The organism is Bacteroidota bacterium, assembly GCA_030706745.1.
Classification (GTDB): domain Bacteria; phylum Bacteroidota; class Ignavibacteria; order Palsa-1295; family Palsa-1295; genus PALSA-1295.
Map to the genome: position 1 here is coordinate 189,465 of JAUZNX010000004.1, position 12,794 is coordinate 202,258.

General features: G+C 54.0%; 8 protein-coding genes. 4 read left to right on the forward strand and 4 right to left on the reverse strand.

Annotation, left to right across the window (positions count from 1 at the left end; translation table 11 throughout):
* Positions 1–42 precede the first annotated feature (42 nt).
* Together Q8902_07110 and Q8902_07115 are read right to left on the reverse strand one after the other, a co-directional pair.
* Positions 43–672, reverse strand: a complete 630-nt coding sequence (locus tag Q8902_07110; protein MDP4199323.1) for a T9SS type A sorting domain-containing protein — start codon at positions 670–672, stop codon at positions 43–45.
* A gap of 84 nt (positions 673–756) precedes the next feature.
* Positions 757–1,116, reverse strand: a complete 360-nt coding sequence (locus Q8902_07115; protein MDP4199324.1) for a hypothetical protein — start codon at positions 1,114–1,116, stop codon at positions 757–759.
* Positions 1,117–1,311: 195 nt separating this feature from the next.
* Here Q8902_07115 and Q8902_07120 point away from each other — a divergent pair, with 195 nt between their 5' ends.
* A complete protein-coding gene (locus tag Q8902_07120; GenBank protein MDP4199325.1) occupies positions 1,312–1,671 on the forward strand; it encodes a hypothetical protein in 360 nt (119 codons plus the stop codon).
* On the opposite strand, the gene rpoN is transcribed toward Q8902_07120, so the two are convergent.
* Positions 1,672–3,267, reverse strand: coding sequence for an RNA polymerase factor sigma-54 (gene rpoN, locus Q8902_07125; protein MDP4199326.1), 1,596 nt, complete (start codon positions 3,265–3,267; stop codon positions 1,672–1,674). It lies immediately after the preceding gene.
* Positions 3,268–3,620: 353 nt separating this feature from the next.
* On the opposite strand from rpoN, the gene Q8902_07130 reads away from it, so the two are divergent.
* Together Q8902_07130 and Q8902_07135 are read left to right on the forward strand one after the other, a co-directional pair.
* A complete protein-coding gene (locus Q8902_07130) occupies positions 3,621–8,981 on the forward strand; it encodes a hypothetical protein (GenBank protein ID MDP4199327.1) in 5,361 nt (1,786 codons plus the stop codon).
* A gap of 175 nt (positions 8,982–9,156) precedes the next feature.
* Positions 9,157–10,539, forward strand: a complete 1,383-nt coding sequence (locus Q8902_07135; protein ID MDP4199328.1) for an aspartate ammonia-lyase — start codon at positions 9,157–9,159, stop codon at positions 10,537–10,539.
* 31 nt (positions 10,540–10,570) lie between these two features.
* Here the strand turns inward: Q8902_07135 and Q8902_07140 are convergent, their stop codons facing one another.
* A complete protein-coding gene (locus tag Q8902_07140; protein ID MDP4199329.1) occupies positions 10,571–11,704 on the reverse strand; it encodes a serine hydrolase domain-containing protein in 1,134 nt (377 codons plus the stop codon).
* Between the two features lie 285 nt (positions 11,705–11,989).
* Here Q8902_07140 and Q8902_07145 point away from each other — a divergent pair, with 285 nt between their 5' ends.
* Positions 11,990–12,703, forward strand: a complete 714-nt coding sequence (locus Q8902_07145; protein ID MDP4199330.1) for a hypothetical protein — start codon at positions 11,990–11,992, stop codon at positions 12,701–12,703.
* Positions 12,704–12,794: the final 91 nt, after the last annotated feature.

Here is a 12,794-nt window from a genome sequence, read left to right on the forward strand (position 1 = left end):
CCCATCATCTTTTCAGCCTCACGGAATCACGATGCAGACAACTTACCTGACCACAATCATCTCGCGTCGTAACACGGCTTCTCCCGCCTGAAGGACATACTGATAGCTGCCGGAGGCAAGCTGTTTGGTATCGATCGTGAGCATGTGGAATCCCGCATCCATTTCCTGATCTGCAGCCTTAGTGACGAGCCTTCCGGTCCCATCATAGACTAACAACCGGACGTGAGATGGGATATCGAGTGTGAAATGGACCATTGTTACATTGTTCGCGGGATTGGGGAAGATCGGATCCATTGAGAGAATATTCGTTGCAGGATTCTCGACTCCTGCTCCCGCGCTCGCTGTAAAGCTACCGACCATGCCAAAACTGAAGTGGATATTGCAGTGGTAGGCGTAGCTCCCTGGGGTCGTCACGGTGTAACTAAATGTCGTAACACCACCACTCGTCATTTGGAATGATGATGCGCCAGCCGGGACGCTGGTTGAGGAGAGCGGATGATTTGTAAAATCACCGGACCAGACGATGACGTCGCCCACATTTACCGAGAGCGTCGATGGTTCGTAGGTCAGACTACCGCCCACTCCGAAATTGATGGTCCAAGTCTTCGCATGAGCAGTTCCAGCTGTTGCGAGTAGTGTCAAAAGTGAAGCAATATAGTAAAGTCGTTTCATAAGATTCTCCGTTCATGGTGGTGAAACACTGTCAATTCCAAAACTCATTTTCACTGGTACGAGCCCGAAATGCTTGCCGAAAAATTAGTCGATCTTTGCGGCAGGCGGGTCGGCAATGAAGCTCCCTGTCATTCCCTGATCGGAATGCTTATCGCATTCGTAAGTATAGTTACCGGCGACGGTGACAATGTAGCGGAAGAGTTTGCCCTTCTCAATATGCTCGAACGTCGCTGCCCCTGACGGGGCCTTGGTCAGCGTCAGCGGGTGGTCCTCGAAATCGCCTTGCCACAGGATCGTATCGCCGACGGCGACGGTCAACGATGCCGGTGTGTACTTGTTATGCAGTTTGCCGCCGAACGAAATCACATGCGTCGTTGCTCGCAGCGTGCCGGTTGTCATCGCGATTGCACAGAACAGTCCGAGGACGATTCCAATATGCTTCATGTATCCTCCTCTATTAGGTGAGTGTGTCCAATCGTAAGACACTTCAGAGGCCGATGGAATTACAAGCTCTGCAATAGATAAAATGTGCATACGAGGAACGGAGGAACAAGGCATGGAGCCGCGCTCGTCGGAACCTACAAGATCACGAACGTGTCCTGAATCGCGCTTTTTAACCAGCTTCTAATGACTTCCTCCATGTCTTCCAGTCTCATTACCGTGATTCGCTGGACAGCACGAATTGCCGGCTTACTCATCGTTCTGGTTGTACTCACGTTGGCCATTGGGGAGGGACTTCCGAATCCGACGGCGATGACGTTCCCTGAAGCAATTATGTCGGTCTTCTTGCTCTTTATGCTAGCAGGAATCCTGATTGCTTGGAAACGCGAGCTTCTAGGTGGTGCTATGCTGTTGGCCGGATATCTGGGTTACCGTGCGCATGAGCTATTGAATCGGCTGCCGATGCAATTGTTCTCGTTCCTGGACCTATTCCTTTTGCTCGGGCTGGTGAATATTGCGCTGTGGCGACTGGCAAAACGCGAGCGGATGCAATCCTAACTACATCAGCTTTTTGCGCAAACGGGCCACGGGCACATTCATCTGCTCGCGGTATTTCGCGACCGTGCGCCGAGCGACATCGAACCCTTCGGTATTCAGCAACTGGACAATTTTTTCATCGCTGAGTGGCTCGCGCCCGTCTTCGGCATCGATGATATCCTTGATGCGGGACTTCACGACTTTGTTTGCGACGGCTTCGCCTTCGCTATTTTCGCCACCTTCACCCGCGTGAGTCGGGATGGCCTCGCTGAAAAAGTACTTGAGTTCGAATACGCCAAAATCCGTTTGGCAGTATTTGCCATTGACGACGCGGCAAATAGTAGAAATGTCCATGCCGATATCCTCGGCAATGGTCTTGTAGATGAGTGGCCTCAGGAGCTTTTCGCCATGTTCGAAGAATCCCCGCTGATGCGCAATGATGGACTGCATGACTCGCATCATGGTTTCCCGGCGTTGGTAAATCGCCATGATGAAGAACTTAGCGGCCTCGAACTTCTTCTTGATGAAATCCTTGGCTTCCGCATTCAGATGCTGTCCATGTTCCGGCGCTTGCTTTCGGATTAGATCCTTATATGCCGCATTGACTCGAAGTGGCGGAACACCCCGCTCGTTCAGCGTAATGAGAAAATCTTTCCCATCGGGCGTCTTTTCGATATAAAAATCAGCCGTGATATACTTCGTGCTCTCCGAGAGTTCGCCGCTCGGCGCGCCCGGTTTCGGATTCAGATGCTGAATCAGTTCGATCGCTGGCTTCAGCTGGGTCAAGTCCATGCCCAGGTGTCGCGAGAGAGCCGCGAACCGGCGATTGACGAAATCATCGAATCGGTCGTGCACGATCCGTCGCGCGACTTCGCGCGTTGGATTATGGTTCGGCATGACTTCGAGCTGGACGGCCAGACACTCCCGGAGATCCCGCGCCGCACAACCGGCCGGATCGAGTTTCTGAATCTTGTGAAGGATTGCTTCCGCTTCGGGTAAGGTGTATTCAACACCATAAAACACGCCAGCGTCTTTTGCAACTTGTTCGAGCGGTACCCTCAAATACCCGTCCTCATCAATCGAACCAACGATTTCTTCAGCCAGAGCGCGGTACTTGTCAGGCAAGTTCAGCATCGCGATCTGGTTATAAAGCGATTCTGTGAACGATTCTTGTGCTGCGTGTGGCACATCTTCGCGGTCCTCATCAAACTGTCCGGCCGTCGGCGTCTTCCAGCCTTCGGTATCGTCGTTCATAAAGTCCTCGAACGAATAATCGTTTTCGGCGGCGGAAGTCTCTCTTGCGCTGTCTTCTTGCATGCGCTCTTCCCGATCGGCGGCACTGACCGCGGAGCGTTCATCCATCGATCCTTCGAGCGTCCCACCGGCAGCTTCCGCAATGGGCTCGGCCTCTACCCGCTCAGCAATTTGTTCTTCCGTCGGACCTTGCTGGGCCGATTCTTCTTCCTCGGAAGCCTCTTCGAGCATCGGATTCTCTTCGAGCTCGCTCTTGATGCGCTGCTCCAACGAAAGAATCGGGAGTTGCAGCAGCTTCAAATACTGCACCTGCTGCGGCGTGAGCCGCTGCTGGAGCGATTGACTTTGTCGTAACTGAAGCATGGAAGTGCAATCCTTAAATACGTTGGTTCACGGTCGGCAAACTTGCCATGCGCCTTAGAAGCGCGAGGCGGCCATCCACTAAAATGTGGGGAAGGCGATTAGAATTCCTCAATTATTGTGAGATCCAGCTAATTCCATGCCAATCGTGGAAAAACGGGTAATCGGACTGAAAATCCAAGGTATCGATCTGGCTCCGTTCCTCTCGTTCTCACCGAGGGGTGACTCAAGTCATGGTTTTTTCGTGACTTTTATCGGTAAGATCATGACTTCTGGCACTTGTAATATGAGCCTGTGATCGCCATCTTTGCAGCAACCGCAAAAATCCATTTTTCGGGGCTTAACTTGATCCTTCCATGACATCATACGTCCGTCACCATTCCATTCCAGCAGCAGTGTTAGTCATTGCATCAGTAATGCTCGTGCTCGTATTACCGAGTACGGGGATTGGGCAACCGAGGACCACGCCCGTATCCGAAGCGTCCGCTGTCCGCGGCGAACAGACTGTTATGACGCCAAACGCGCGGCACGATATTCCACGAACAATTTCGTATCAGGGTGTCCTCCGTGGAGCAAACGGGGCTTCCGTAACCGATGGAGAATATGCGATAACGGCGCGACTGTATTCCGACGCCGATGGCAAGAGCCTGGTCTGGCAAGGCACGTATCGAGTGACTGTGGAAAATGGAGTCTTTAACTTGACGCTAGGTACCGGGGCGTATCCATTGCCCTCACTTCATGCAATGGACGCGCCCATGTGGATCAGTATTCAAGTCGGGGAATCCGCCGAGGCACAGCCGCTTGCACCGCTCTCAGCCTCACCCTATTCCTTGAATGTGGCCGATAGCTCGATCACCTCGAAGAAGATCAGCACCGATTATGTGAAGTCCATTTCCGTCAATGGTCAAAAGCTAACGGGTCAGGGCCGTGATGTCAGTATTGTGACGGGTGATGGTATCCTCGCTTCCGTCGATCCGGCCACGAATTCAATTATCCTGAAATCCGATGCGCTCAATGCATCCAATATGAAAGGCGCTGCCCCGCAAGGCAATACGACGGTTACCGGCACACTGACCGTGACGCAATCGACCTACCTGAACACGCAGAGCGGTCAGACCTACCTCGGGACCAATAGCGGAAGCAATCCAGGGATCCTGAATCTGTACCAGGGCTATGGAAGTCACATGGCGATCCTGGAGCCTCCGGACAGTTTAACCAGCAATCCGGTAATCAAACTGCCGAGAGACAGTGGCAAGCTTCTGACCGAATCACGCAGCCTCACGGCGGGCGCGGGGCTTACTGGCGGTGGCGACCTGAGCGCAGACCGGACGCTCTCACTCGATCTTGGACATGCCAATACATGGACGGCCGTACAGACTTTCCCGGAGGATTCCGCACAAGGCAACAACCTCATGGCGGTACTTAATACCAGCCCCAGCACTCGTATCACGCGGCAAGGCAACACATTCAACGAGCCGGGTCTGCTTGTAAGGTTGGACGGTTCGGGGAATCTGGTTCTGGATGATAGCCTCGTTCTAATGACGTGTTGCCATCAACATAAGGATTCTGTTAGAATCCCATCGGGCAGCGGTACGCTGGTCCTCAACGGACAGAATACCTGGTTGGGTGATCAGACCCTTCCGCAGGATTCGCTGCAAGCGAACAACCTCATCGATGTGCTCAACCATAGCACGCGCCGCGTCAACCGGCCAATTCTGGATTATGCCGCACTGGACGCCATGAATGTTACCACTCAAGGCAATGCCTTCAACGGGCCAGGAGACTTGGTGCAGTTGGATGACTCCGGGGGCCTGAGTCTACCGGGCAGCATGAATGTTGTTGGCACCTACAAGATTGGTGGGGTTACTGTATTGGAGGATGTCGGGACTCTAACACTCGGTATAGACCATAGTGTAAATCTCGGACTTTACAACACGTGGCTGGGGGATCATACGGGGCACTCAAATACCAGTGGATCCATGAACACTTTCGTCGGGGAGGATGCAGGATACTCTAACATTGACGGCGATAACAATTTGTTTATCGGCTATAATGCTGGTGTTTTGAATACTTCGGGAGGCGGTAACATGTTCTCCGGCTCTTTTGCAGGACAGGAGAACAGCACCGGCAGTTTGAATACATTTTCGGGTGTAAATGCCGGCCAATTGAACTCGACTGGCACTGGCAATACATTTACAGGATGGGACGCCGGATACGCTTCTCTCACGGGAGACTACAACACATTCTCGGGCGAGGGCGCAGGCTGGTCTAACGCCTCGGGTTCAGACAACACCGTCCTTGGGCATAGGGCCGATGTTGGCGTCAACAATCTGACGAATGCTACCGCAATCGGTTCGCATGCTCTCGTGAATCAGGACAATTCACTGGTGCTTGGCTCAATCTTTCAAGTGAACCAGAGTGGTACCAGCACCAAGGTTGGCATCGGAACGACGACACCCGCGCAGGCACTCGATGTCGAAGGCAGCGCCGGCTCAGGCTTATATGGTAACATTCAGTTCTCACATGCGCTGATGCCGAATGGACTTCCCGGCGCGAATGGTGAGATTCTAACTTCGACCGGTGCGGATAACCCGCCCGTATGGTTGGACTTTTGCACTCTCTTGACTGCTGCGATTGCCGGTGGCTACTGCACAGGGCTCACCGGGCTTGTTGGGAATGACTGGCATCTTAACGGCAACGCGCCCACCAATCCAGGCATCGATTTCCTGGGTACGACGAACAACACGGCATTTGAGATCCATGTCAATCATGCCGGCTCAGCCTCTGGTGGCAATCAGCGTGTCATGCGATACGAGCCGAATGGAACAAGCGCCAACATTATCGGTGGCTTCAACGGGAACAACGTCGGCGCGAACGTCTATGGAGCCACAATCTCCGGCGGTGGCGCAAACGGAAATGTTAATATAGTTGCCGACAACTTCGGGACAATCGGCGGTGGATGGCATAATCAGGCCGGTAACAGCGGTGGCAACACCTCTTATGCGACCGTTGGTGGTGGTAATCAGAACACCGCATGGACAGGTGGTTCCACAGTAGCGGGCGGTGAGATCAATGCGGCCAACGGATCGGATGCGACCGTTGGTGGCGGCGAGCATAACACCGCCGGAGGATTTATTTCCACGATCGCGGGCGGAAATGGGAGTGTTACGAATGGCGCTTATTCATCGGTTGGCGGTGGGTTCAAACATGTGGCGAGTGGCTATGGCTCAGCTGTTGCCGGCGGTGCAAATAACACGGCGAGCGGAGAGTTCACCGCGATACCCGGCGGCCAGGGTCTGACTCTATCCGGCGCAGGAAGTTTTGGTTTCCTCGGCGGCAATAGCAATCAAGATTACTGGAATCCCTACGGAAACCACAACATGAGCGTGAGCGCCGCAAACACCACCGTCCTCGGGAACACCGATCTCTGGCTTGCTAACAACGACGCTGTAGCTCGCGCTCTTTACTTCTTCGCGCCAAACCCGACGCCGGCGGGACCCTTCCCCGGCACCACAAAGTTCACGGGGTTCGTTGCAGGTGCTCAGACGGCGAGCGTGATCTATACCTTGCCTCTCGCGGATGCGACATTCGCTGGCGAAGTGCTCTCCTCAAATGGCGCAGGGAGCCTTAGCTGGCAAGATCCATGCACACTCCTCGCAAATTGCCTCTCAGGGTTTGGTCTGACACCAGGTTCAGGATGTTCGACGAACCTCTTCACCAATCTGAACGGGATTACTACGACCGGCACGGCTCCCGGATGCTGGAATACCGGACACGGTAATAACGCCCTCTCAATGGGTGTCAATCTGACTGGCCGCGACAACACGGGCATCGGCGCGAATGCAGCGATGAACAACACGGATGGCAACTGGAATACGGCTATCGGAACGAACGCGATGCCATATAATCAGAGCGGCGGCAACAATACTGCCGTCGGTTGGTCATCGCTCTTCAATAATACATCAGGTGGGAACAGTGCTCTCGGTGCACACTCGCTGGAGAACAACACGTCGGGTGATCACAACACGGCGGTCGGCATAGGCGCGCTGCTTGGGACTACAACTGGATCCTCCAACAGTGCCTTAGGCGCTGGCGCGAATGTTGGCTCGGGTGCCCTGAGCAATGCGACCGCGATTGGCGCGAACGCGGTTGTATGCAGCTCGAACAGCCTTGTGCTCGGATCGATCAGCGGTCAAAACGGAGCACTCTCCAGCACGAACGTCGGTATTGGCACGTGTTCGCCGCAGCAGGCGCTCGACGTTGCGGCGAGCCCAGGCAACTATGGCAACGTCCAATTCTCCGGCGCGCTTATGCCCAACGGTCAACCGGGCGCGAATGGCGAAGTGCTGACATCGGCGGGTCCGAATAGTGCACCAATATGGCTGAATCTCTGCCAGAGCGTGGAGAGCTGCCTCGCGAATAGTTCGCTGTTGCCGTGTCCGGGAACGCAGTCAGGTGATCTGCTCGAATGGGATGGCACAAAATGGTGCGTCTCGCCAACGATGACCAACAAAGCCGGTGCGCTCGTCGATCAGAATGGCACGGGCGTCAATCCGAATCTTGGCCATGCCGCTCGCATGATGTGGATTCCCAGCCTGGCGGCGTTTCGAGCCGGTGACATCAACGCCGGGGATGATGGCAATAGCTGGGGCAATTCCGGAACTGACTGGGATGATCCCAATATCGGCTATGGATCGGCGGCGTTCGGTCAGGGGACGAAGGCAAGCGGAAATCACTCCTTCGCTGCCGGCTATAGTGTTTTTGCTACGGGCGTTCACGGCATTGCGTTTGGAGCGAATGGAACGACCGCGAGTGGAAATAATACGATCGCCTTAGGATCGGGAGTCTATGCCTCTGCCGACAACGGCGTGGCAATGGGGTGTGGGTCGTATGCCCAGGGATTGTACTCCACGGCAATGGGGAATAACTCCTTTGCAAGTGGCATGCACGCTACGTCGATCGGCGATTGGGCGCGTGCGCAAGGACAGACATCCATCGCCGCAGGTGAACAAGTGACTGCTGCGGGCAACTATTCCTTAGCGACCGGCAGCGGGATCAAGGTCGGGGATTATAGCTTCGGATTCAACGGCTGGACAGGGTTCCTGACAACGGATATATCGGCATTCGCAAGAACGGCCTATTTTGGTAATGTCGGTCTTTGGATCGGCAATACGGACGGTACCGCGCGCGCCTTGCGATTCTATGCGCCGAATACAAGCTTGACCTATACCGGTGCATCAACACGATACACATCCTTTGTGGCAAGCGCGTCGCAAGTCAACGCGAACATTCAGTACACACTTCCGACGGCGCAGGCAACGTCGAATGGCCAGGTCCTCACCAACGATGGAACTGGCACGCTGAGTTGGCAGCAGGCGAATAGCGCGTCTGGGGTGCCGATCGTACCGGCTGCCGTGGGAGACTTAGTCGTCGTGGCGGGTGGCAACGCTGTTGGTAATGATGCCTTTGGAACAGTGAACTTCAGTTGCAGCGCCTATGGGGCGGGTACGCTGACCGTCACATATGGCACAGCCTACACCGGTGCGAATCCCGTGGTCGTGCTGACCCCGGCGAACGATCAGGCCGCCTTCAGTACGAACGGTCTCGAAAAATACTGGGTCGAATCATTGCCGGGCAAATTCGTAATCCACATGTTTATCGGGGCGAGTTTTGGATCCGTTGCTGGAGCAACGTTCAATTACGTCGTGATGCACTGAGCTTAGCAGTTCTACACGCGCCCGAGGAGAGTTCGACGGATAAGCCAGCGGCAGATGTCGCTGGCTTTTCGTGGTTCATCGAGGGCGTGACACCTGAACTTTTTCGGGTTAATTCTGAAGGATTCGTTGTTTGGGGCGCCGAACAATCTTTTCCTCTAACAGCCTTAGCATTACTATGAGAACCGAACGCGACTCCCTCGGCGTCCTCGAACTTCCCGATGACGCATATTACGGTATCCAAACCCTCCGCGCCGTCCAGAACTATCCGATCTCTGGGCTCAAACCACATCCGACCTTTGTGCGGGCCTATGCGCTCCTGAAGAAGGCATGTGCCAAAGCGAACGAGCGCGCTGGGGCGCTTAAGCCCGAGCTCTCGAAAGCCATTTGCGATGTCTGTGACGAGATCATCGAAGGCGGCTTGCGGGATCAGTTCGTCGTCGATGTCTTCCAGGCCGGAGCCGGCACGAGCACCAACATGAACACCAACGAGGTGATCTCGAATCGTGCTCTTGAAAAGGCTGGCAAACCCCGCGGCGCATACGATCAGATTTCGCCAAACGATCATGTCAACATGTCGCAATCAACAAACGACAGTTATCCGACGGCCATGCGACTCTCTGCGATGCTGATGATGCGGGAGCGCATGTATCCTGCCATCGAGACTCTACGCGTTGCGTTCGAACAAAAGGCCACGGAATTTGACGATGCTGTGAAATCCGGCCGCACCCATTTGCAGGATGCCGTACCGATTACGCTCGGACAGGAATTTGGCGCATGGGCAACGATGATGCGCCGGCACACGAAACGCCTGATGGGTGCCGAGAATGATGTTGCCTATCTTGGAATTGGCGGCAGCGCTGCGGGATCAGGCCTCAACACGCCGGTCGGCTATCGGGGCTTTGTGGTTGAGGAGCTTCGCACTTACACGGGACTCGAAGTAAAGGAAGGTGTCGATCTTTTTGAACTCATGCAATCGCTCGCGCCATTCGTACACCTTATGGGTGCCATGAAGAATCTTGCGCTTGATATTATCAAGATCTCTGGCGATTTGCGGATGCTTTGCTCGGGACCCATGACCGGCTTCGCTGAAGTAACACTGCCGGCGGTCCAACCCGGATCGAGCATCATGCCCGGAAAGGTCAATCCATCCATACTGGAAATGGTATCGCAGGTCGCCATGCAAGTCGTAGGCTGCGAGCAGGTCGTTTCTTACGCATCGCAAGGGGGCCAACTCGAACTCAACGTAATGATGCCCGTCGTGCAGTTCAACATCGCGTTCGCAATCGAGATCTTTTCGAACACACTCGAAGTCATGGCGCGCAAGTGCATCGATGGCATCGTTTGCGATCGTGAGCGTATGCGACACTATGCAGAAACGAGTGGCAGCCTTGTAACTGCACTCGCTCCGGAGATCGGCTATCTCAAGGCGGCTGAACTCGCAAAAGCATCCCTGAAGAAGCGCAAGACAATCCGCGCACTCGTGCTCGAGGAGGGGCTGATGGAAGAGAAGCACCTGGACGCAGTTCTCGATCTGAAGAAGATGGCGAAAGGTAATTGAGCTTCGGCACTTTCAGAGCATACCGCTCCGGCTACTGAAGGTATGCTCTGATTGCCGCTCCAATCACTTCTTCGGCGGCTTGGACCGCAGCATCGTTTCCTGCATTGCATGTGACCATCACTGCAAAGTGTTTGCTCGGTGCGACCCAGACATTCACAAAGTTCATCGTATTGGACCCGGCATGATTCAATGCAATCCCGCCTGCCCATGACCGGTTCGTAATGATCCAGCCATCTCGATAGTCCATACTATCCGACCGTATGTAGGCAAGTTTGTCAAAGAATCGTCCCAGATTCAAACCGGGCAGGTGCATTGTTGAACCTGGGAGGAAAAGTCGAATAAACTTGCTCCAATCCTCCAGTGACAAGTGGAGGCGTCCTGCTGGATTCATCAGGGCGGGATTATCTGCGGAGAGCACGTTATCGATTGGTATTAGCCTGCCCGCCCTGTCCTCGTGCTCCCATGTGTTGTCGTTCGTACTACGAGTATTCATCAGTCCCCACCCTGCAGATGTAATTCCCAACGGTTGAAAGACGAGTGAATCCATAAGCCGTTCGTATTCTGTATTCGCCGCTCGTTCTGCCATCGCCGTTGCGATAACATAACCGGCATTGGAATAACTGTACTTCGACCCAGGCTTAAACTCCGGCGGATATGCGAGAAGCGTTGTGAGTAACTTTAACCGCTGATCTCGAAGGGGTCCTCGATAGGCATCGAAGAGTTTGCGCGAGAGTGCCTGTGGCCAATCATGCCATAGGCCTGCACGGTGCTCGAGGAGCGTCTCGAGTGTAATGGTATCATAACCCGGTAAGATCTTACCTTGAAGTTCGGGGAAGAGTTGGCCGATCGTCGATTGGTAAGTCAGGGCATGCGAATCAACGAGCCGTGCGATCATCGCAGCAGTGAACGCTTTCGTATCAGACCCAATATGCCAGAGATCGTTCAGCCGTTCACGTGCTGTGTCTCCCAGCTTCCTCAGACCAGTAACATCAACAAGCGCCAGCGTGTCTGCAGCAATCACGGCAATGCCCATTGCTGGTAGCGCGTGCTTCGAACAAGCGGTTTGCAGGGCTTCACGCACTGTTATTGACGCCGTCGTTTCGGACTGAGCATGCATGTCCGTAGCAAACACAAATAGAATCGCACCAAACAATACCAACTTCATGGATTGTACCTTACGGTTGAGTCTGCGTCCTTTTACTTTTCCTATTGTATAATCGTCGGCAGCCCACATTACAATTTCTAAACTTTCTATCAAAAAAGCGAAAACGAAATTATGGCACGGTCTTCGAACAATCCCATCTCAGTTCATTTACATTTCTCAAACACGTGCAACGGGCGATTCTCTATCGAAGTCACCTTGACGATTTTGACATCAAGAATTATACGTTGCATTGGCGATAAGACGGGCTTCCGCGTTGCCAAGTATTTCACTAATTATTAAACCGTTATGTCACTCAAATCAATCAAGCATCTTATCACTGCTTCAGCGATCGCCTTTTTTGCTACTATAGGTGTATCCAGTGCCTTCGCACAAATGGGCGGAGTCGGACAGCTTCACGACGAAGTAACCTGGCCGCAGACCATGACCGTTACCGTTGGAGGCGCGGCGAATGCCAACTGGCAGGAGTCCGGTAGCTTTTCCGTCGATGGCCTCAGCTACGATCAATCGCATGGACTTGCGAACCCGCAGTTTTCAGTCGGTGTGGAAATCCCGATCCTGAAAGACATGATGTTCGCACCGCGTATTTCCTATAACGATTATAGCGTACAATTCGACCAGGCCGAGGGTGGTATTCAGGACCCGCTTGTCGTCAGTTTGCTCACCGTCGGCTTAGACGCGATGTTCAAATATAGCTTCAATAACTTCCACGTCATGGCCGGTGGTGAACTGGCAACGCCAGTCAACGCGACCTATGCGCACAGCTCGCATATCGAGGACGCCACGCATTCCACAGTCGAAATTCCACAGAAGGAAGACTACCTGGGTGCCCTCAAGGGTGGCGTTGGCTATGACATCCCAATCAATAGCGGGAACACCATCTGGCTGACCCCGGAGGCCTTCTACACCTACCACCTCAACAGCGCGACCCGCGTCAACGGTAACGAGCTGAAGGTCACAGCGCTTTCTGGCGGAGCAAGCTTGAAGTTTGCTCTCCCGTAACCCAAGGGGTTTGCGGAAAGACAAATAGGCATAACGAGCGCCGCGAACAAATCGCGACGCTCGTTCTTTTTTGCACCGTTCATTTTAATAT